This is a genomic window from Xylophilus sp., assembly GCA_009914555.1.
Taxonomy (GTDB): Bacteria; Pseudomonadota; Gammaproteobacteria; order Burkholderiales; family Burkholderiaceae_C; genus WNDY01.
The window spans coordinates 36,657-56,943 of sequence record WNDY01000013.1; the positions used below are offsets into that span (position 1 = coordinate 36,657).

20 protein-coding genes and 1 pseudogene are annotated in these 20,287 nt (G+C 70.5%); 7 read left to right on the top strand and 14 right to left on the bottom strand.

What is annotated here, in order from left to right:
• Positions 1-53: 53 nt before the first annotated feature.
• Positions 54-1,124 (bottom strand): LLM class flavin-dependent oxidoreductase, encoded by a 1,071-nt coding sequence (locus tag GAK38_RS08685; protein ID WP_325343273.1) that lies wholly within the window; start codon positions 1,122-1,124, stop codon positions 54-56.
• Positions 1,125-1,339: 215 nt separating this feature from the next.
• The gene (gene icd / locus GAK38_RS08690; protein ID WP_325343275.1) at positions 1,340-2,596 is read right to left on the bottom strand and encodes an NADP-dependent isocitrate dehydrogenase; all 1,257 of its coding nucleotides are present in this window, start codon (positions 2,594-2,596) and stop codon (positions 1,340-1,342) included.
• Between the two features lie 219 nt (positions 2,597-2,815).
• Between icd and GAK38_RS08695 the strand changes: the two genes are divergently transcribed.
• Both GAK38_RS08695 and GAK38_RS08700 read left to right on the top strand, forming a co-directional pair.
• Entirely contained in the window at positions 2,816-3,052 is a 237-nt protein-coding gene (locus GAK38_RS08695; protein WP_325343277.1) for a hypothetical protein, read from the top strand.
• Between the two features lie 110 nt (positions 3,053-3,162).
• Positions 3,163-3,648 (top strand): DUF192 domain-containing protein, encoded by a 486-nt coding sequence (locus GAK38_RS08700; protein ID WP_325343279.1) that lies wholly within the window; start codon positions 3,163-3,165, stop codon positions 3,646-3,648.
• Positions 3,649-3,712: 64 nt separating this feature from the next.
• On the opposite strand, the pseudogene GAK38_RS08705 reads toward GAK38_RS08700, so the two are convergent.
• The 3 genes and pseudogenes from GAK38_RS08705 to GAK38_RS08715 form a co-directional block, all read right to left on the bottom strand.
• A pseudogene (locus tag GAK38_RS08705) lies at positions 3,713-5,097 on the bottom strand (CoA transferase).
• A gap of 7 nt (positions 5,098-5,104) precedes the next feature.
• Positions 5,105-5,743 carry a 3-oxoacid CoA-transferase subunit B gene (locus tag GAK38_RS08710; RefSeq protein WP_325343280.1) on the bottom strand — a complete coding sequence of 213 codons (639 nt, stop codon included), beginning with the start codon at positions 5,741-5,743 and terminating at the stop codon, positions 5,105-5,107.
• Positions 5,744-5,745: 2 nt separating this feature from the next.
• The gene (locus GAK38_RS08715; protein WP_325343281.1) at positions 5,746-6,552 is read right to left on the bottom strand and encodes a CoA transferase subunit A; all 807 of its coding nucleotides are present in this window, start codon (positions 6,550-6,552) and stop codon (positions 5,746-5,748) included.
• A gap of 92 nt (positions 6,553-6,644) precedes the next feature.
• On the opposite strand from GAK38_RS08715, the gene GAK38_RS08720 reads away from it, so the two are divergent.
• The 3 genes from GAK38_RS08720 (at position 6,645) to GAK38_RS08730 (ending at position 9,080) form a co-directional block, all read left to right on the top strand.
• Positions 6,645-7,217: a LuxR C-terminal-related transcriptional regulator gene (locus tag GAK38_RS08720; RefSeq protein WP_325343282.1), complete on the top strand. Its 573-nt coding sequence runs from the start codon at positions 6,645-6,647 to the stop codon at positions 7,215-7,217.
• 4 nt (positions 7,218-7,221) lie between these two features.
• On the top strand, positions 7,222-8,469 hold the full coding sequence (locus GAK38_RS08725) for a nucleoside recognition domain-containing protein (RefSeq protein WP_325343284.1): 1,248 nt from the start codon (positions 7,222-7,224) through the stop codon (positions 8,467-8,469).
• 410 nt (positions 8,470-8,879) lie between these two features.
• A complete protein-coding gene (locus GAK38_RS08730; RefSeq protein WP_325343286.1) occupies positions 8,880-9,080 on the top strand; it encodes a CsbD family protein in 201 nt (66 codons plus the stop codon).
• A gap of 44 nt (positions 9,081-9,124) precedes the next feature.
• Here GAK38_RS08730 and GAK38_RS08735 read toward each other — a convergent pair whose 3' ends face one another.
• The 5 genes from GAK38_RS08735 to GAK38_RS08755 all read right to left on the bottom strand — a co-directional run bounded on the left by GAK38_RS08735 (position 9,125) and on the right by GAK38_RS08755 (position 14,978).
• The gene (locus GAK38_RS08735) at positions 9,125-9,409 is read right to left on the bottom strand and encodes a hypothetical protein (protein ID WP_325343288.1); all 285 of its coding nucleotides are present in this window, start codon (positions 9,407-9,409) and stop codon (positions 9,125-9,127) included.
• 233 nt (positions 9,410-9,642) lie between these two features.
• Positions 9,643-10,923, bottom strand: a complete 1,281-nt coding sequence (locus tag GAK38_RS08740; RefSeq protein WP_325343289.1) for an NAD(P)/FAD-dependent oxidoreductase — start codon at positions 10,921-10,923, stop codon at positions 9,643-9,645.
• A gap of 50 nt (positions 10,924-10,973) precedes the next feature.
• Positions 10,974-11,813: a DUF3014 domain-containing protein gene (locus GAK38_RS08745; RefSeq protein ID WP_325343291.1), complete on the bottom strand. Its 840-nt coding sequence runs from the start codon at positions 11,811-11,813 to the stop codon at positions 10,974-10,976.
• Positions 11,814-11,890: 77 nt separating this feature from the next.
• Positions 11,891-13,621, bottom strand: a complete 1,731-nt coding sequence (locus GAK38_RS08750; RefSeq protein WP_325343293.1) for a phosphoethanolamine transferase — start codon at positions 13,619-13,621, stop codon at positions 11,891-11,893.
• A 421-nt stretch (positions 13,622-14,042) separates the two neighbouring features.
• Complete coding sequence (locus tag GAK38_RS08755) at positions 14,043-14,978, bottom strand: DMT family transporter (protein WP_325343295.1); 936 nt, start codon at positions 14,976-14,978, stop codon at positions 14,043-14,045.
• Between the two features lie 181 nt (positions 14,979-15,159).
• Between GAK38_RS08755 and GAK38_RS08760 the strand changes: the two genes are divergently transcribed.
• On the top strand, positions 15,160-16,866 hold the full coding sequence (locus GAK38_RS08760; protein ID WP_325343297.1) for an electron transfer flavoprotein-ubiquinone oxidoreductase: 1,707 nt from the start codon (positions 15,160-15,162) through the stop codon (positions 16,864-16,866).
• Here the strand turns inward: GAK38_RS08760 and GAK38_RS08765 are convergent.
• The gene (locus GAK38_RS08765; protein WP_325343299.1) at positions 16,851-17,522 is read right to left on the bottom strand and encodes a nucleotidyltransferase domain-containing protein; all 672 of its coding nucleotides are present in this window, start codon (positions 17,520-17,522) and stop codon (positions 16,851-16,853) included. The two genes, GAK38_RS08760 and GAK38_RS08765, sit on opposite strands and share 16 nt — an antisense overlap.
• A gap of 97 nt (positions 17,523-17,619) precedes the next feature.
• Here GAK38_RS08765 and GAK38_RS08770 point away from each other — a divergent pair, with 97 nt between their 5' ends.
• Positions 17,620-17,967, top strand: a complete 348-nt coding sequence (locus GAK38_RS08770; RefSeq protein WP_325343301.1) for a hypothetical protein — start codon at positions 17,620-17,622, stop codon at positions 17,965-17,967.
• A gap of 13 nt (positions 17,968-17,980) precedes the next feature.
• Here GAK38_RS08770 and GAK38_RS08775 read toward each other — a convergent pair whose 3' ends face one another.
• The 3 genes from GAK38_RS08775 to GAK38_RS08785 all read right to left on the bottom strand — a co-directional run bounded on the left by GAK38_RS08775 (position 17,981) and on the right by GAK38_RS08785 (position 20,241).
• Positions 17,981-18,136 carry a hypothetical protein gene (locus GAK38_RS08775; protein ID WP_325343302.1) on the bottom strand — a complete coding sequence of 52 codons (156 nt, stop codon included), beginning with the start codon at positions 18,134-18,136 and terminating at the stop codon, positions 17,981-17,983.
• Positions 18,137-18,243: 107 nt separating this feature from the next.
• Entirely contained in the window at positions 18,244-18,699 is a 456-nt protein-coding gene (locus GAK38_RS08780) for an Lrp/AsnC family transcriptional regulator (protein WP_325343304.1), read from the bottom strand.
• Positions 18,700-19,254: 555 nt separating this feature from the next.
• Positions 19,255-20,241 (bottom strand): chemotaxis protein, encoded by a 987-nt coding sequence (locus GAK38_RS08785; protein ID WP_325343305.1) that lies wholly within the window; start codon positions 20,239-20,241, stop codon positions 19,255-19,257.
• Positions 20,242-20,287: the final 46 nt, after the last annotated feature.

Sequence of the window (20,287 nt, forward strand, 5' to 3'; positions counted from 1 at the left end):
TCAAACAGATGGCAACGCCTGTCGGGAAAACAAGGAAGTTGCAGACGCGCTGCTCAGTCCCGCAGCAGCGGCAGCAGTTGCCGGCCCTGGCGCTCGATCTCGCGCAGGTAGGGCGTGTCGGACAGCACGAAGTGCGTGATGCCCAGGTCGCGGTACTTGCGCAGCGAGCGGGCCACGTCCTCGGCCGAGCCCACGAGCCAGGTCGTGCCGGCGCCGCCGCCGCCGAACCGGCCGGGTGCCGTGTAGAGGTTGTCGTCCAGCACGTCGCCGCGCGCGGCCAGGTCCAGCAGGCGCTGCTGGCCGACGGCGACGGCGCGGCGGTGGTCGTGCCAGCCGGCGCCGTGGGTCTTGGCCATCTCGGCGACCTTGGCCTCGGCGTCGGACCAGGCCTGCTCGGTGGTGTCGCGCACGAGCGTGGTGATGCGCAGGCCGAACTGCAAGGGCGGCAGGTCGCGGTCGAGGTCGCGCGAGAGCGCCCTCAGCCGGTCGATGCGGCCCTTCACGCCTTCGAGCGGCTCGCCCCAGAAGAGCTGCACGTCGGCCTCGGTGGCCGACACGCGTTCGGCCGCGTCCGACGCGCCGCCGAAGTAGAGCCGCGGGTGCCTGCGCTCGCCGCGCACCGGGATGCGCGGCAGCACCGTCGACTTGGCAACCTGGAAGTGCTCGCCGGCGAAAGTGACCTCTTCCTCGGTCCAGAGCCGGCGCACCAGCCGCATGAACTCCCGGGTGCGGCCGTAGCGGTGGGCCTGGTCGCCCTCGCTGTCGCCGTAGGCGGCCAGGTCGTCGAGGCCGGAGACGATGTTGACCCGCACCCGGCCGCCGCTCAGGTGGTCGAGCGTGGCCGCGGACGAGGCAAAGTGCGCCGGCCGCCAGTAGCCCGGGCGGATGGCGATCAACGGCTCGAAAGTCGTGGTGCGGGCGGCCAGCGCGGTGGCCACGGTGAAGGTGTCGGGGCGGCCCCAGCCGGTGCCGATGAGGGCGCCCTTCCAGCCGTGCCGCTCCAGCGCCTGGGCATGGCTGGTGAGGGTGTCGAGGCTGTTGTGGTCGGCCGCGACGGGCTCGCCGCGGTGGCCGGCGACGACCTGGTTGGGGATGTACCAGAGGAACTCGGAAGCAGTGCTCATGCTGAAGGCTGGCCGCGCCCCCGGGGGACGCAGGCGAATCAAGGTGGACGAAGGGGCAGGTGCGACTCTACGCCTGCCAGCCGCGGCCAGCCGCATCCTTCATGCCAGCCGCGCATCCCAGGTAGCGCCGCAGATGCCGCACCGCAGGCAACAACGCTGCTGGGAAGCGAGCAGCGGATGAAAAACCCGCTGCCCGCCTGCCAACGGTCTCCAGTTCAGAGGTGATCGATCAGCACCTGCCCGAAGCCCGAGGTGCTGACCTGCGTCGCGCCTTCGAGCAGGCGCGCGAAATCGTAGGTGACCTTCTTGCTCAGCACCGCCTTCTCCATCGCGGCCAGCACGAGGTCGGCGGCCTCGGTCCAGCCGATGTGGCGCAGCAGCATCTCGCCCGACAGCACGATGGAGCCGGGGTTGACGTAGTCCTTGCCCGCGTACTTGGGCGCCGTGCCGTGCGTGGCCTCGAAGATGGCAACGGTGTCCGACAGGTTGGCGCCCGGCGCGATGCCGATGCCGCCGACCTGCGCGGCCACGGCGTCGGAGATGTAGTCGCCGTTGAGGTTGAGCGTGGCGATCACGCTGTACTCGGCCGGGCGCAGCAGGATCTGCTGGAGGAAGGCGTCGGTGATCACGTCCTTGACGACGATGTCGCGGCCGGACTTCGGGTTCTTCAGGCGCAGCCACGGGCCGCCGTCGATCGCCTCGGCGCCGCACTCCTTGGCGGCCAGGGCATAGCCCCAGTCGCGGAATGCGCCCTCGGTGAACTTCATGATGTTGCCCTTGTGCACGAGCGTCACGCTGGGGCGGTCATGGTCGATGGCGTACTGGATGGCCTTGCGCACCAGCCGCTCGGTGCCTTCGCGCGACACCGGCTTGATGCCGATGCCCGAGGTCTCGGGAAAGCGGATCTTGGTGATGCCGAACTCGTCGTGCAGGAAGCGGATGAGCCGCCGGGCCTGGTCGGACTCGGCCGGAAATTCGATGCCGGCGTAGATGTCCTCGGAGTTCTCGCGGAAGATCACCATGTTGGTCTTCTCGGGCTCCTTCAGCGGCGAGGGCACGCCCTTGAAGTACTGCACCGGCCGCAGGCAGACGTACAGGTCCAGCTCCTGGCGCAGCGCGACGTTGAGCGAGCGGATGCCGCCGCCCACCGGCGTGGTCAGCGGACCCTTGATCGAGACGACGTACTCGCGCAGCGCCTCGACCGTCTCGTCGGGCAGCCAGACGCCGGCGCCGTAGATGCGCGTGGCCTTCTCGCCGGCGTAGACCTCCAGCCATGCGATCCTGCGCACACCGCCATAGGCCTTCTCCACGGCCGCGTCCAGTACGCGCAGGGCGACCTTGGTCACGTCCACGCCCACGCCGTCGCCCTCGATGAACGGGACGATCGGGTGGTCCGGAACGTTCAGCGTCCCGTCGGCATGGACCGTGATCTTCCGCCCTGCGGCGGGAACCTGGATGTGCTGATAGGGCATGGGAAGGCGTCTCCAACGGCGGGGACCAGCAGCGCCGGAAGCGGGCCGCCGCTGGTGCAAAATCTCACTGCATTCTAGTGCCAACCCACGTCGGCACTGGCTCCGGACGGGCGGCTTCGAGCGGTACGTCCGGGGGTATGGCGCGCCGATGGTCGGCGGGCCTTTTGCACCAACGCCCCTTCTCCATCATTGGCAACTCCACTCCAGGAACTGGCACACATGAACAAACTCCTCGCTGCCCTGATCGCCGGCCTGTTCGCCGCGGGCGCCTTCGCCCAGCCGGCCCCCGCCGCCCCGGCAGTCGCTCCGGCTCCGGCCTACACCCCGGCACCGGCGCCCGCCGCCGAAGCGCCGCACAAGCATGTCGCGCAGAAGAAAAAGAAGCACGCTGCTGCGAAAAAGAAGCCTCTGAAGGCCAGGAAGCACAAGAAGGCAGCCAGACCCCACCGCCTCTGACTCGGCGCCAGCACGCGGCGCGGCGCGCCGCTTTGCGACACAATGGCCCGCCTGCGCGGGCCATCGTTCTTTGCGGCCCGGCCTTTGCGCATCTCCAGCCCCGACCACCCATGCCCACGACCGCCCTGCTCCGCCTCTTCCGTGTCCGAACCATCCTGCGCGGCGCGGCCGCGGTGGCGCTGGCGGCCAGCGGACTCGCACAGGCGCAGCCGTCGAGCCCGCAGCTGACCCTGCCGCGCGTGGCGCTCACGGCCGGCTTCTACCGCATCGACGCCCAGGTCGCGGCCACGCCGCCGCAGCGCGAGGTCGGCCTGATGTTCCGCAAGGAGATGCCGGCCCAGGAAGGCATGCTGTTCGCCTTCGAGGAGCCGGCCACGCAGTGCTTCTGGATGAAGAACACGCTGCTGCCGCTGACGGCCGCCTTCATCGCCGACGACGGCACCATCGTGAACCTGGCCGACATGAAGCCGCAGACGCTGGATTCGCACTGTTCGGACAAGCCGGTGCGCTACGTGCTGGAGATGAACCAGGGCTGGTTCAAGTCCAAGGGATTGAAGGCGGGGACCCGGCTCGGCGGCCCGCCATTCAACCGCTGAGACATACCCCCAGGGTGATCAGCCGGTAGCGCACAGGTGATGCGCGCCAGGGCTACATACCACCTCATGTCCATGCCGGCGGATCGGTCCCCGGCGGCACCGAAGGCCGGTCCCAGCCGGCCGGCGTACGCGCGAGCCGGGCGCTGTGGCGCACGGCGGTGAGCACGCCGAAGCCCGACGGCCCGGTGGCCAGCCACGGCGCGCGGTCCGGCGCCACGGCGTCCAGGCCACGCGCCACCCGGCCCAGGCCGCGCAGCCAGTGGCCCGTCTGCGCCAGCGACACCTGCACATGCCAGCTGCCGCCCTCGCGCTGCTGGCGGCGCAGCGCGGCGGCCGCGCCGAAGGCGATGAGGTAGCCGCTTGCCTCGTCGAGGATCTGCATCGGCAGCGGGCGCGGCTTGCCACCGCCGGCGGCCTCGCCTTCGGCCTGGTTGAAGCCCATCGCCGTCTGCACCAGCGAGTCGAAGCCGCGCCGCCCGGCCCACGGGCCCTGCGTGCCGTAGGCGGTCAGCGAGACGTAGACGATGCCCGGGCGCGCGGCCGCCGCCGCCTCCGGGCCGAAGCCCAGGGCCTGCAGGCCGCCGGGCCGGTAGCCCTGCACAAAGACATGGGCGCCGCCGAGCAGGCGGCGCAGCGTGTCCGCATCGCCCGGCACGCGCAGGTCGAGCAGCGCCGAGCGCTTGCCGCGGCTGGTGTCGGCGATCGCGGCGATGTTGGGCAGGTGCGGTGCATTGACCAGCAGCACGTCGGCGCCGTAGGCCGCGAGCGCCTTGCCTCCCACCGGCCCGGCCAGGATGCGGGTCAGCTCCAGCACCCGGATGCCGGCCAGCGGACGCTGGTCCGGCGCCAGCGGCGGCAGTTCACGTGGCGGCGCATCGCCGATGCGGTCGATGGTGAACAGCGGCTGCACGGCGATGGCCCGGCCCTGCGGCGTGGCGTCCCATGCGTCGAAGCTGCGCAGCGCCGTGGCGACCAGGCCGCGCTCGGCCGCCGCCGTCTCGAAATCGAGCGCCTTCCAGCGCAGCAGGGCCGCTTCGGCATCGGCCCCCGGGTGGCCTGTCCCGGTTGGAGTCCCAGCAGCCGCAGCGCGCCGTCGCGGTGGTGGGCGAAGTTGGCATGCACGCGCACGAAGCCGTCGGCCGTGCGGTAGAGGCCCGAGAAGGCGTCCCACAGGTCGGGCGAGCGCCCGTCGATGGCGAACCAGCCGGTGCATTCGATGCTGGCATGGGCCGCATCGACGTGCACCGCCTGGCGCGGCTGGCCGCGCTGGTGGCCAAGTTCGCAGGCGGCCAGCGCCGCCGCCGCGATGGTGGACTGGGCGGCTGCCGCCATCGCGAACGACGAGGGCAGCACCGGGTCGGCGCCCGGCAGCTCCACCTGGCCGAGGGCTGCGTCCGGCAGGCCCGCGGCCTCCCAGATCGTGGCGAGCGCGCTGCGGGCCGGGGTCATGGCGTGCTCAGCGGATGAGTTGCACGCCGGTCTTGGCCTGGACCTGCTCGAAGGTCACGCCGTCGGCCAGTTCCACCAGCTTCAGGCCCTCGGGCACCACGTCGATGACGGCCAGATCGGTGATGATGCGGTCCACCACGGCCACGCCGGTCAGCGGCAGCGTGCAGGCCGGCAGGATCTTCAGATCCTCGGTGCCGTCCTTCTTGCGGGCCACGTGCTCCATGAGCACGATCACGCGCTTGACGCCGGCCACCAGGTCCATCGCGCCGCCCATGCCCTTGACCATCTTGCCGGGGATCATCCAGTTGGCCAGGTCGCCCTTCTCGCTGACCTGCATGGCGCCGAGGATGGACAGGTTGACCTTGCCGCCGCGGATCATGGCGAACGACTGGTCGCTGCCGAAGATGGCCGACCCGGGGATGGTGGTGACGGTCTGCTTGCCGGCGTTGATGAGGTCGGCGTCGACCTCGTCCTCGGTCGGGAACGGGCCGATGCCGAGCATGCCGTTCTCCGACTGGAGCCAGACCTCCTTGTCGCCGGTGAAGTTGGCCACCAGCGTCGGGATGCCGATGCCGAGGTTGACGTAGAAGCCGTCTTCCAATTCCTGGGCCGCGCGCGCGGCCATCTGGTCCTGGGTCCAGGGCATGGTCAGTCTCCTTGCTTGTTCACGACCTTGGGCGCGGGCACTTCGGTGCCGGCGGCGGCCTGGGCGATGGCGGTCTGGGCCTCGACCTTGGCGGCCACCGGATCGACCGGTGCGGCCGCCGTCAGCGTGCGCTTCTCAATGCGCTTCTCGGGATTCGGATTGACGACGATGCGGTGCACGTAGATGCCCGGCAGGTGGATGTCGTCCGGGGCGATCTCGCCCACCTCGACGATGCGCTCGACCTCCACGACCGTGACCTTGCCGGCCGTGGCCGCGGCCGGGTTGAAGTTGCGCGCCGTGAGGCGAAAGCGCAGGTTGCCGGCCTTGTCGGCCACGTCGGCCTTGACCAGGGCCACGTCGGGCACCAGCGACTGCTCGAGCACGTAGGTCTCGCCGTCGAACTCGCGCAGCTCCTTGCCCTCGGCCACGATGGTGCCGACACCGGTCTTGGTGAAGAAGGCCGGGATGCCGGCGCCGCCGGCGCGCAGCTTCTCGGCCAGCGTGCCCTGGGGCGTGAACTCCAGCTCCAGTTCGCCGGCCAGGTACTGGCGCTCGAACTCCTTGTTCTCACCGACATAGCTGGAGATCATCTTCCTGATCTGGCGCGTCTGGAGCAGCTTGCCGAGGCCGAAGCCGTCGACGCCCGCGTTGTTGGAGATGATGGTCAGGTCCTTGGCGCCCGAATCGCGCAGCGCATCGATCAGCGCCTCGGGAATGCCGCAGAGACCGAAGCCTCCGACGGCCAGCAGCTGGCCGTCGGCCACCACGCCCTTGAGGGCGTCGGCGGCGGTAGGGAATATCTTGTTCACGAAGGAGTCTCCTCGGAGGTGGGAATCACCGCAGGCGCCCCGCGGCAAGCCGCTACGATACTACGTAACAACGTACGTAGAAGCCCGTAAGCATGCTCCAGGAGACAGCCCCGCCCGCCGACTACCGGCTGGCGTTCGACATGGCCCCCGTGGGCATGGTCATCACCCACCGCCGCGCCATCGTGGACTGCAACCGCCACGTCTGCGAGACCTTCGGCGCCGACTGCGCGCAGCTGCGCGGCCAGTCGCTGCGGGTGCTCTACCCCAGCGCCGACGAGTACGAGCGCATGGGCGCGCGGCTGGTGCCCATCCTCAATGCCCGCGGCCACTATGCCGACGACCGGGTCATGCGCCGCGTGGGCGGCCGGCTGGCCGGCGAACTGTTCTGGTGCCACGTCACCGGCCGGGCGCTCAACCGTGCCGATCCGCACGAGGCCGGCATCTGGACCTTCGAGGACCTGAGCGCGCGCCGCCCGGTCAAGGCCGGGCTGACCGGGCGCGAGCGCGAGGTGGCCGCGCACCTGATCAGCGGGCTCACGTCGAAGGAGATCGGCCGCACGCTGGGCATCAGCCACCGCACGGTGGAGATCTACCGCGCCCGGCTCATGCGCAAGTACCAGGCGAGCACCACGGCCGAACTGGTCCACAAGCTCACCGCAGGCTGACCCGATGGCGCTCAACATCGTCTGGATCGGCTTCTTCGCCATCGCCCTCGCCGCCGCCTGCGTCCAGGCCCTGCAGGGCGACCTGGCCGTCTTCGGCCGGCTGGTCGCGGCCATGTTCGACGCGGCGCGCACCGGCTTCGACGTGGCCCTGGGCCTCGCCGGGGTGATGGCACTGTGGCTGGGCCTGCTGCGCGTGGGCGAGCGCGCCGGCATGGTGGAGGCGCTCGCGCGCGCCGCCGCGCCGCTGCTGCGCCGGCTCTTCCCCGGCGTGCCCACGGGCCATCCGGCGCAGGGCGCCATGGTGATGAACGTGTCGGCCAACCTGCTCGGCCTGGACAACGCCGCCACGCCGCTGGGCCTCAAGGCCATGGCGGAGCTGCAGACGCTCAACCCGCAGCCCGCGGCGGCCAGCGATGCGCAGATCATGTTCATCGTGCTCAACACCGCCGGGCTCACGCTGGTACCGACCTCGGTGATCGCCATCCGCCAGGGCATCGCCATGCGCCAGGGCCTGGCCGGCTTCAACGCGGCCGACATCTTCCTGCCGACGCTGCTGGCCACACTGGCCTCGGTGCTGGCCGCCGTGGCTGCCGTGGCCGTGGTGCAGCGGCTGCCGCTGTGGCGCTGGCGCGTGCTGCTGCCGGCGGGCCTGTTCGCCGCGGCGGCAGCGGCGCTGGTGGCCGGCGTGGCCCGGCTTCCGCCGGCCCGCGCGGCCGAGGTGGCCGGCGCCGCCGGCAGCTTCTGCATCCTGGCCATCGTCGGCACCTTCATCGCGGCCGGCGTGCACCGGCGCATCGACGTGCTCGACGCCTTCGTCGAGGGCGCGAAGGAAGGCTTCGGCGTGGCGGTGAAGATCATCGCCTACCTCGTGGCGATGCTGGTGGCCATCGGCCTGTTCCGCGCCGCGGGCTGCATGGACTACGTGATGCGCGCGCTCGCCGCAGCCGTGGCCGCGCTGGGACTGGACACGGCTTTCCTGCCCGCCCTTCCGGTGGGCCTGATGAAGATACTCTCGGGCTCCGGCGCGCGGGCGCTGCTGGTGGACGTGATGCAGGCCCACGGCGTCGATTCGTTCGCCGGACGGCTGGCGGCGATCATCCAGGGATCGACCGAGACCACGTTCTACGTGCTGGCCGTGTACTGCGGCAGCGTCGGCGTGCGCGATACGCGGCATGCGCTGGGCTGCGCGCTGTTCGCGGATGCGGTGGGGATCGCGGCGGCGATCGGGCTGGCCTATCTGTTCTTCCGGTGACGGCATCGCGGACTGGCCGGGCAGCGTCGGCCGGGTCTCGCGCGAAGCGCCGGTAGCCGTCGTCGAGGGGGAGCGGGAAGAAGAGCGGCCGGGCGGCGCCGCCAATGCGGCGGCCAACCTGCGCGCGCTGGCCGCGGCGCCCGCCCTGGCGTCGGTCCGCAGCGCGGACCTGGCGGGCCGCAGCCTTGCGAGACTGGTGGACGACGCCGGCACCTGCTGGACCGGGGCTGTCGATGCAGCGCTGCCCACGGCGGTCAAGGAGCCACCGGGAAGCAGCTCCGCAGCCGCCCTCCGTGTAGGCATGCGCCGACGGCTGCGCCCGCCCTCGGCTCGCGGAGCGGATCGGACGCAAACCCTAGCCTTTCCAGGATCCAGGGCCTGTCGCCCTGGCATTGGAAAAAGGACACGGCATGAACTCCGAGCAGATCAAGGGCGCCGCCAAGGTGGCGGCAGGAAAGATCCAGCAGAAGGCGGGCGAGTTGCTCGACAGCGAGGCGCAGAAAGCCAAAGGCGTGGCCAGACAGGTCGAGGGGAACGCCGAGTTGAACGAGGGCGACGTGAAGCACGACCAGCGCCGCACCCCCTGGTCCCCCGGCGACCAGCCGCCCTAGCACCGCCGCGCGCCTGCGCCCCTCGTGCCAGCGGGGCGCGCTGCTCAGTTCTTCTTCATGCAGTCGCTGAGGTAGGCGCTGCGCCGGTCCGCCGGCCGGGGCCGTGCCGACTTCTCGCACATCGCGGCCTTGTCCTCCTCGCGCTTGCGGCCCTGGGCCAGGCAGTCGGCCATCTGCGACTGGCGGACGTTTTCCTTCAGACGCGCCATCTCGGCTTCGCAGTAGGCCTGCAGATTCTCGGGCGACCGCCGGTCTTCCGCGGCGGAAGCGGACCCGGCATTCCATGCCGAGACAAAAGCCAGAACGGTGAGAGGGAGGAGTTGCTTCATGGTGGGATGCCTTTGCGTCGCATTGCGTGGCGGGATCGCCATGCACGCAAGCTAAGCCCCCGGGGGCACCGCTGGCTGTCAGCCGCGGTCCAAGCGAACGGACGGCGCCGTCCGGCCAGGCAGGCCGCTGGCCGGCGCCGGGGCGAATGCCGGCCGCCCAGCGCCGGACGCAAGATACCCCCGGACCACCCCTCTCAAAGCCCGCGCTGCCAGCCCATCAGCAGCCCATACCCTCAGTGCAGCTTCAACCGTCCCGACACCCGCTGCTGCAGCAGCCGCGCCAGCGCCAGCACCGCCGTCTTGCCGGTGCCGAGGATCGCACGGTGGTGGTTCAGGTGCAGCGACATGTACATCCACTTGGCGACCAGCCCTTCGACGAAGAAGTTGCGACCGGCCAGGCCCCCCATGAGGTTGCCCACACCCTTGTTGTCGCCCAGCGAGACCAGCGAGCCGAAGTCGCGGTAGACGAAGGGCTCTGCCACCTCCTGCTCGCGCAGCAGGGCCGCGAGCACCCGCGCGAGGTAGTCGGCCTGCTGGTGGGCTGCCTGGGCGCGGGCCGGCACGGTCTTGCCGCCCTCCCACGGGCAGGCGGCGCAGTCGCCGAGCGCGAGCACACCGTCGGCCGAGGTGCGCAGGCGGTCGTCCACGACGAACTGGTTGAGCCGGTTGACCTCCAGGCCAAAGCCCGCGTTGGCCTCGGCGGCCTTGATGCCGGCCGCCCAGACGATGAGGTCGGCGGGCACCGGGCTGTCCGGCGTGACCAGTGCGCCGCGCTCGATGGCCGTCACCCGCGTGCCGGTGCGCACCTTCACCTGCTTGCGCTCCAGCGCCAGGCGGGCCTGGCGGGATATCTTCTCGGGCAGGCCGCCGAGGATGCGGTCGCCGCCTTCGACCAGCGTGATGTCCAGCCGGAAGCGCTGGCCCGCGCTCAGGCTGCCGAGCAGCTCGGCATGGGCCTCCAGCAGCTCGGCCGACAGCTCCACGCCGGTAGCGCCGGCGCCCACGATGGCGATGGACAGCGACCGGCTCCCGGCGAACGAGGCGCGGGCGCAGGCATTGAGCCAGTCGGTGTGGAAGCGCTGCGCGTCGCGCACGTTCTCCAGCAGGTAGGCATGCTCGATGCCCGGCGTGCCGAAGGCGTTGGAGCCGCTGCCGATGGCCAGGACCAGCCGGGTGTAGCTCACCGTGCGCCGCGGCACCAGCAGCTCGCCCTCGGCGTTGCGGATCTCGGCCAGCTCGATGGACCGGCCGCCGGCGTCCAGGCCAGCCAGTTCGCCGATGGCGAAGCTGAAATGGTTGCGCCGCGCCAGCACCGGGTACGACAGCCCTTCCTGGTGCGCGTCGAGCGTGCCCGCGGCCACTTCGTGCAGCGTCGGCTTCCAGATGTGGAACGGGTCGCGGTCCACCAGCAGCACGCGTTCGCGGCCCTGCTTCTCCCCCAGCCTGCGGCCGAGCCGCGCCGCGAGTTCGAGCCCGCCAGCGCCGCCGCCCACAATCACGATGTCCGAATGCATGCGTCCTCCCTGTTCCCGTGCACGGAAAGGGAAAAGTGTAGACGCCGCCGCTATCCCGCGATCCCGGCGCGCAGCCGCGCAAGCCAGGCCTTGAGCGCCTTCGCGTGGTCCGGCCCGACGCGCAGCAGGATCTTCTGGCCTGCGTGCAGGCGCTCCAGTTCCGGGTCCGCATATTCGTAGCGCAACCAAGGCTGCTCGGAGGCGCTGCCGCGCACCTCGACCAGCTTCAGCGCCAGCGGCCGGGCGGGCTCGGGCGTCCCGAGCAGGTCGTCGATGGCCCGCACGGCGCGGTCGTTGAAATGCCGGTGCGGATAGCCCAGTTCTTCATAGGCCTGCTGGAACAGCGGGTAGAGCTGCCGGTAGACGGCAGCCGCCCTGGCCGGATCGATGGACTGCACGAACTGCACGAAGGGCGTGTAGCGCTGGGCATTGGCGGGGGCCAGCCGCAGCGCATCGCCCTCGCCTTCCACCGCCAGCTTCGGCGGCGTGCGCTGCACCGGCCAGATGCGGGCCGGCGCGTGGCTGCGCGGCAGATTGTCGACCGTGGCGACCACGCGGCGCACCAGGCCGTCGGGCACCAGGAAGCGCTGCCACTGCGCGCGCGGCGCCAGGCCGTCGATGGCGGCGGCGACGGCCGCGTCGGACTCCTGCAGGGCCGGCAGCGCGGGCGCGGCCGGGTCGGGTTCGATCGGATGAGCCGGGCCGGCGGGCTCGGCCGCCGGCTCGGCCACCGGTGCCTGCGGCGCGGCCGCGGCGACGGGCGGCGCGGCCTGGCGCGCCTGCCACTGCCGACAGCCATACCAGCCGGCGGCCGCGAGCGCGGCGACGATGGCCAGGGCGAGCCAGGGAAAGGATCGTTGGCGCGGCGGGCGCAGGTTCGGTTCGGTCACGGGCGGATACCTCGCTGGCGGATGGACGAAAGAGGCTGTCCATCCTAACGCCCCGGTTCCGTTCGCCGAGTTCAGCGTCAGGCCGCGCGCGCGCCCATCGCCCGGCAGCCCGCCGTGGCATCCAACTCGCCGCGGTAGGCGCCCGCCTGCACATCGAGCAGCCCCAGGACCGAATGGAACAGGTTGTCGTGCGTCAGCGGTTCGTCGAGCGTGCCGCGCAGGCATCGGACCGCCAGCCCGGTGCGCGCGGCGAAGCCGCGGCTGAGCCACGCGATCATCGGCACGTGCTTCTGCACCTGCGGCGCCAGCCGGTACGGGATGCCGTGCAGGTAGAGGCCGTATTCGCCGAGCGATTCGCCGTGGTCGCTCAGGTAGAGCAGGGCCCCGTCGTAGTCGTGCTCGCGGCCGCGCAGCCAGTCGATGGCGCCGGCGAGCACGTGGTCGTTGTAGGCGATGGAGTTGTCGTACGCGTTCATCAGCTGCGCCGGGTCGCACTGCGCCAGCGCGACCGTGGTGCATTCGGGCAGGAAGCGCTTGCGCGACGCCGGCGAGCGGCGGGTGTACGACGGCCCGTGGCTGCCCATCTCGTGCAACACGACGACCACGCCGCGGGCGCGGCGTTCGGCCGGCAGTGCGGCGATGCGCTCGTCCAGCCCGGCCAGCAGGATCTCGTCCAGGCATTCGCCGTCGCACAGGGCCCGGGCGCCGGGCACGGCGCGCGCCGTGTCCCGGGTGGAGACGTTCGGCACCCGGTCGCACACGCCCTTGCAGCCGGCCTGGTTGTCGATCCACAGCACGGCCAGGCCCGCGGACTGCAGCAGGTCGAGCAGGTTCTCGTGCTCGCGGTCGCGCGATTCGAAGGCCGCCTTGCCCAGGCCGGAGAACATGCAGGGCACCGAGGCCAGCGTATGCGTGCCGCAGAAATGCACGTCGCGCCAGCTCAGCACGCCGCGCTGGGCCAGCTCGGGCGTGGTGTCGCGCCCGTAGCCGTTCAAGGCGTAGTGGTCGGCGCGCGAGGTCTCGCCGACCACCAGCAGGAAGAGCGGCGGCCGCTTCTGGCCGGCATAGCTCGCGCCCAGCGTGGCCGGTCCGAGGGGCAGCGGCGCGCCGCCGTCCATCCTGCCGCCGCCGTGGCGCACCACGCGCACGGCCGAATAGGCCGCGGCCACCGGATTGGCCATGTAGCGCAGCTTGCCGTTCTCGCGCATCAGCGGCGCCAGATCGCGGTAGCCGATGAAAACGGCCAGGCCGGCCATCGCCAGCGCCGCGGCGCACAGCGCCAGATTGCGCCAGGCATTGCCGGCCCAGCGGCGCTGCCGCACCCGCACGCGCGCCAGCACCCACAGCGCCGGCAGCGCGGCCGGCAGCACGCCGGGCAGCACCGGCCAGCCGGCCAGATCGCGCATCTCGCGGGCATCGGTCTGCAGGGCGCTGCGCAGCATGTCGGGGTCGAGCACGATGCCGTAGGCCAGCATGGCGTACTGGGCGAACGCGGCCAGCACGGCCAGCCCCATCCACAGCGGCCGCGCGCCGCGCGACCAGGCCAGCAGCGACAGCGCGGCCAGCGTCAGCCCGCCGACGAGGCAAGGCGCGGCCAGCAGCCCGTGCAGGCCCGTGTGCAGTTCGCGCAGCGCGCGCCACAGCGCCAGGTTGCCGGCCAGCGTGAACCAGGCGGCCATCCAGGCCGCGACGGCCTGCGGCGAGTAGCCACCGGGCGCACCGAGCCACAGGTGGCGCAGCCTGCCGAGACGCAGGGACGGACCGGCCGGCGCGGCGGCGGGAGGCGAAGGAAGAACGGCATCGGACATGGCCGCGCAGCGTAGGAGCCGTGCCTGAACGCAGGATGAACGTTCCGTTATCAGCATGAGGGAGTATGGGCTTGCAGCTCCCTTCATCCGGACGCCTCTGGCCTCAACAGCCGGGGGTATCCCAGCATGCCCGCGGCGCGCCTGTCGTGCTGCCGCTGCCGACGAACGCAACTGCGTGCCGCGCGGCCTGCGGGCTGCGCGCTGCCGCCGGCCCTTCATCGGGGACATCAAGCGGCAGGCCCTGGTCCTGCTCTGACACGGAACACCGCGTGCCATGTCCGCGCTCGAAATCGCCGGCGTTGGGCTCACCGCCCGGCGCATCCGCTGGTGCCGGCCGGCGGGCATCGTCGCCGTGCTGCTCTACGCCTGGAGCGCGCGGCGCGGAGAAGAGGGAGCGGCACAGCCGCCCGGGGGCTGTTCTCTATCTGTGGCGGCGCACCGACCAGGCCACGCCGGTCAGCAGCAGCACCATCGCCGCCCATTCCAGCGGGCGCGGCCACTGGCCTTCCCACACGAAGCCGTAGAACAGCGCGAACAGGGTCTCGAACACGATGAGCTGGCCGGTCAGCGTGAGCGGCACGCGCCGGTTGGCGATGTTCCACAGCTGGTTGCCGATCAGCGAGGCGCCGATCGCCAGCCCCGCGCTCACCGCCCAGAAGACCGTCCAGTCGCGGCTGGTGCCGGGCGGCGCAACGATGTCCGCCGCGGGACCGATCAGGCCCAGCGCCACCCCGGCCGCCGCGCCCGCCAGCGCCAGCACGCCGCTGGCCGCCCCGTAGAGCGCCGACCATTCACCGCTGCTGAAGCGCGGATTGCGCTGGAGATAGCGCGCGTTGTCCACCGCATACCAGCTCCAGCAGGCCAGCGCCCCCACGGCGCAGGCGATGCCCGCGGCGATGCGCCCGGCGGGCGCCTGCGTGGACGCGGCATGCAGGAACACGTCCACGTTGATGCAGGCGATGCCCGCCACCACCACCGCGAGCGGCAGCGCCAGACGCCGCAGCGGCGCCGCGCCGTGGTCGGCGCGGCCCATCAGCGTGACCAGTACCGGCAGCACGCCGATGATGAGCGAGGTGGGCGCGACGCCGGCCAGTTGCACCGCATGGGCCAGCAACAGGTAGTAGACGATGTTGCCAGCCAGCGACTGGCGCAGCAGCGCGATTCCGTCGGCGCGGCCCAGGCCGGCGGCGATGCCGCGGGCCTGCGGCGCCAGCATGGCCGCGGCCACTGCGCCGTAGGCCAGGTAGCGGCCGGTCATCAGCTCCCAGGGCGTGAAGCCGGCCAGCACCCGCGGCACGATGAACACCAGCCCCCACAAAGCCCCGGCCAGCAGCCCGCACAGCACACCCCAACGCATCGATATCTTTCCCTTCCCTGGACACCCAGCTGGCCGGCACGGCCGAAAAAGCACAGGCGTTCGCTCGCCAAGGGCTTCGCCGAATAGAATCATAGGCTGTGCCCGGCAGGGCCAGCGCTCCGTGAACCGCCTTTCGCCCGCGGCTTCCGATCCCGATTCCGAGACAAGCACAGACACCCCGATGACCAACGAAGAACTCCTCAGCACCTACGGCCCGCGCGAAGCGATGGACTACGACGTGGTCGTCGTCGGCGGCGGCCCCGCCGGCCTCTCGACCGCCATCCGGCTCAAGCAGCTCGCGGCCGAAAAAGGCCAGGAGATCTCGGTCGTCGTGCTGGAAAAGGGCTCCGAGCCCGGCGCCCACACCCTGTCGGGCGCCATCATGGACCCGCGTGCGCTCACCGAGCTGATCCCCGACTGGAAGGAAAAAGGCGCGCCGCTGAACCAGCCGGTGACCGAAGACGCCATGGTCTTCCTCAGCGAGAAGGGCAGCCTGCGCACGCCCGGCTTCCTGCTGCCACAGTGCTTCCACAACGAAGGCAACTACATCGTCAGCCTGGGCAACGTGGTGCGCTGGCTAGGCCAGCAGGCCGAGGAACTCGGCGTGGAGATCTTCCCCGGCTTCGCTGCGGCGGAGGTCGTCTACAACGACGACGGCAGCGTCAAGGGTGTGGCCACCGGCAACATGGGCGTGGGCAAGGACGGCGAGCCGACGGCCGAGTTCCAGCTCGGCATGGAGTTGCACGGCAAGTACACGATCTTCGCCGAGGGTTCGCGCGGCCACCTCGGCCGCCAGCTGATCGCGCGCTTCACGCTCGACGAGGACCGCGACCCGCAGACCTACGGCCTGGGCGTCAAGGAAGTGTGGGAGATCGACCCGAAGCGCCACCAGCCCGGCTTCGTGCTGCACACGGCCGGCTGGCCGATGGACGGCAGCACCTACGGCGGCGCCTTCCTCTACCACGACGAGGGCAACAAGGTCACGCTGGGCTTCATCACCGGGCTGGACTATGCCAACCCCTACCTGAGCCCGTTCGAGGAATTCCAGCGCTGGAAGACCCACCCCAACATCCGCTGGTACCTCGAAGGCGACGAATCCAAGGGCATCAAGGCGGGCAGGCGCCTGGGCTACGGCGCGCGCGCCATCACGGCCGGCGGCCTGCTGTCGCTGCCGAAGACCGTGTTCCCGGGCGGCGCGCTGGTCGGCTGCGAGGCCGGCTACCTCAACGTGAGCCGCATCAAGGGCAGCCACGCCGCCATCAAGACCGGCATGCTTGCGGCCGAGGCCGCCTTCGATGCGGTGCAGGCCGGCCGCCGGCACGACGAACTCACGGCCTACCCCGAGGCCTTCGAGAACAGCTGGCTTCACAAGGAGTTGAACAAGGCGCGCAACTTCAAGGCCTGGTTCAAGACGGGCCTGTTCACCGCCACACTGATGAACGGCATCGAGCAGTTCGTGCTCAAGGGCAACGTGCCGTGGACGCTGCACCGCCACAAGCCCGACCATGCCTACCTGAAGCCGGCGGCCGAGTGCAAGCCCATCGTCTATCCCAAGCCGGACGGCAAGCTGACCTTCGACCGGCTCTCCAGCGTGTTCATCAGCAACACCAACCATGCGGAGAACCAGCCGGCCCACCTGACGCTGAAGGATCCGAGCGTGCCGGTCGACGTCAACCTGGCGATGTACGCCGGTCCCGAGGCCCGCTACTGCCCGGCCGGGGTGTACGAGTTCGTGGTCGACGAGGCCAAAGGCGGCAATGCCCAGCGTCTGCAGATCAACGCGCAGAACTGCGTGCACTGCAAGACCTGCGACATCAAGGACCCGACGCAGAACATCGTCTGGGTCACGCCCGAGGGCGGCGGCGGGCCAAACTACGTGGGGATGTGACGGCGCCGGGTCCGAAAGCTGCACGGTAGCGCACTGCAGCGCTCGGTGCCAGGCGCCCTCCTCGCCTTCCGGGAGAACCGAACGGAGACCGGACCTACAACCGGCCAAGCCACGGGTGGCCGGGATGCGCCCGGTCGAGCCAGCGCCGCAGGCATCCCTTGTCGGACGGCGACAGCCGGGGCAGCGCATGGCGGAATTCCGCTGCGCGGCGCCTGGATCGAGGCATCGCGCTTGTAGACCCAGATGTCCGGCGTCCCGCGCTCCAGCATCATGTCGACGCGCCAGCAGCCGCGCTTCAGGTCCGCCCCCCAGAACTGGGAGACTGCTGGCGGTGCAAGAAACGGCGGCGGCCAATGGCCGACCACGCCTGCGTGCGCGGTAAAAAATCTCAGTTCGGACAGAAAGGACCGTATCGTATCGAGGTCCGAGGGCAGCACGGCGAACTCCAGATCCTCGTGCTCCCGCAACTGCTCGCCATGCCAGAGGTCCAGCGCCCAACCGCCGACCACATACCAGTGCACCGGGGCCTCGCGCAGGCGTCTCGCCAGTGCCTGGGGCGTCCAGGGATCCCAGGCGTCATCCGCAGGAGGTGCAGGCGGCATGCCAAGTTCGCGAAAAAGGGAGCCGCTATAGCGCGACGCCGTCGTCGTCATCATCCTCGGCACTGGAGCCGCCACGGTCGGCGGAGCCACCGGCGACGATGCATGGTCAGGCCATGGCCCACTGCCCCTGCGCCATACGAGGAGATTCCGGATGAACGTGCACGTTGCGATCGACGTACCCGCCAGCACGGTGGAGATCGGCGTCGGCGATGCCAAGGCCACGCTCAATGCCCACCAGGTATCGCGGCTGATCGAACAGTCGGCCTTCGGCGGGGCCCACATGCAGCCGGTCGAGGCGCCGGTGCTGGAAGCCAACCACAAATATGTCGCGCAGCTGGACCCGCCCGCCGTGGTGCTGCAGGATGATCCTGCGCCGCCGCCGGTCACGCTGATCTTCCATGTGGGCTCCGGCTGGACGGCCTATCGTTTCACCGAGGCCGGCCGCCAGGCGTTGGTCGCGCAATGGTCCGCGCCCGGTGGCATTGGTCCGCTGCAATAGCGGCCAGCCCTGCTCAATAGCCAACAGAGGTGGCGATGCCGACGGCCAGCACCGTGAACAGCAGGAACGCCACGATGGCGCCCAGCACGGTCAGCGTACGGCGGGTCGCGTACCGGTTGCGGCCGGACGAGTGCGGAACCTGGCCCGGCGAGGTCTTGTCTGGATTCATCTCCTGCTCCTGAATGCTGAGTTCGATGAAGGCAAGCTACCTCGCGTGCTGCCATGGCCGTGTCGGACAGCGGCCCGCGGCCACCTGCCACGCCTGCCTACGCCACCTCAGGTCGCCAGCGGCAGGTCCGCCTTCTTCAGCGTGCGCAGCACGAAGCTCGACTGGCTGTGACGTATTCCTTTGATCTTGTAGAGCCGCTCGCGCAGCAGGCGCTCGTAGTCCTTGGTGTCGCGCACGACGATGCGCAGCAGGTAGTCGTATTCGCCCGAGACGAGGTGCGCCTCGACCACCTCGGGGATTGCGGCCAGCGCCTCGCCGAACTTGCCGAGTGTGTTGTCCGAATGGCTGTCGAGCGTGACCATGACCAGCACCGTGTCGCGCAGGTCCAGCGCCTCGGGGTTGATGCGCACGGTATAGCCCTGGATCACGCCCGACTCCTCCATGCGGCGGATGCGCGTCCAGCAGGGCGACGGGCTCAGGCCCACGGCATCGCCGATCTCCTGGAGGCTCGCGCGGGCGTTCTGCTGCAGAACGGCCAGAATGCGGGCATCGATACGGTCCATGGAAAATTCTTCTCTCTTTCGGGCAATAACAGAAGATATTTCCAAAATTCCTGGATTGCAACGCAAGAACGGCAATCCGTTCGGCGCGCCGCCGCGCATACTTTGCGGCATCGAGGGCGCTTACCGGCGGCCCAGATGGGAAGGGCCCCGTCCGGTTACTGCCGGGCGGGGCGCTGGACAAGGGGATACTGGGGACCCTGCCTTTCGCATCTGCCATTGTGGCGCATGCTGCAAAGTTATACCCCCTGTCTGCTCATTCCAGGACTGCCCGTGTCTTCCCCATTTCGTAGCGGACCCAATCCAGGAACGACGCGCGTCGCATGTCGGCCTCGAAGCGCACCGGTGACAAAAGCACATATTCCGATCATCGGGAATGCCCCCCCGAAGGCGCCACCAGGCCGCGCTCAACCGCACCATCGGCGTGGTGCTGGGCTCGGGCTCTGGCTGGCCGTCGGCTCGGTAGTGCGCGCATGACGCCAGTCCACGGATACTCTGGCCCCTTGCAGTCCACAGCGCACGATCTTCGCGCACTGCCGGCCCATACCCCTGCCTCTGTCAGGGATTGAACGCCCGCGACAGCGCCGCGCGCAGGGCCTCGGCCAGCTCGGTGGCCGAGAACTTGGCCACGTAGGCATCGGCACCGGCGCTGCGGCCCTGGGCCTCGTTGGTTTCGCCCGACAGCGAGGAATGGATCACCACCGGCAGCGTGGCGAAGCGCGGGTCGTGCTTGATGTTGCGGGTGAGCGTGAAGCCGTCCATTTCAGGCATCTCCAGGTCGGTCAGCACCAGCGCGACCTTGTCCTGGATGGTCTTGCCCTCGCGGCGCGCGGCCTCGTCCCAGGCCAGCAGCTGCTCCCAGGCCTCGCGGCCGGAGTTCACGATGACGTGGGGCGTATCGAGCGCCTCGAACTCCTGCTCCAGCAGCGACCGGGCCACGGCCGAGTCGTCGGCGGCCAGCACCACCGCCCCCGGGCGCAGGCGCAGCTGCGCCCCGATCAGCGGCGGCTCCGCAGGCGGCGGGGAGACGGTGCGCACGATGGCCTCCACGTCCAGCACCTGGGCCAGGCGGGCGCTGTTCACATCCTTGTCGAGCCGGGCGATGCTGGTCACCAGCCCGCCGCTGGCGCTGCCTTCGGCGGCCAGTACCTGCTGCCAGTCGAGTTGCACGATCTCCTCCACCCCCTCGACGGCGAAAGCCTGGGTGGTGCGGGCGAACTCGGTCACCAGCATGATGTTCAGGCCGGTGCGCGGCGTGACCCCGACGACGGCCGGCAGGTCGATGACCTGCATGATCTGCCCGCGCAGGTCCACCACGCCGAGCACGTGCGGATGCGCGCCGACCACGGCCGTCACCTTGGGCATGGCGACGATCTCGCGGACCTTGAAGATGTTGATGCCGAACAGCTCGCTGCGGCCGCTTTCGTCCGCCGGATCGCCGCCCAGGCGGAAGAGCAGCAGCTCGAACCGGCTCGACGGCTTGCCCGCCTGGGCATCGGCGCCCGTGCTGCCCTGGGCCGGCCGGCCCTGCGTTGCTGCAACCATGCTGTTCCCTCGTCGTGATGTGCTGGATGATCTGTTCCGGCCTCGA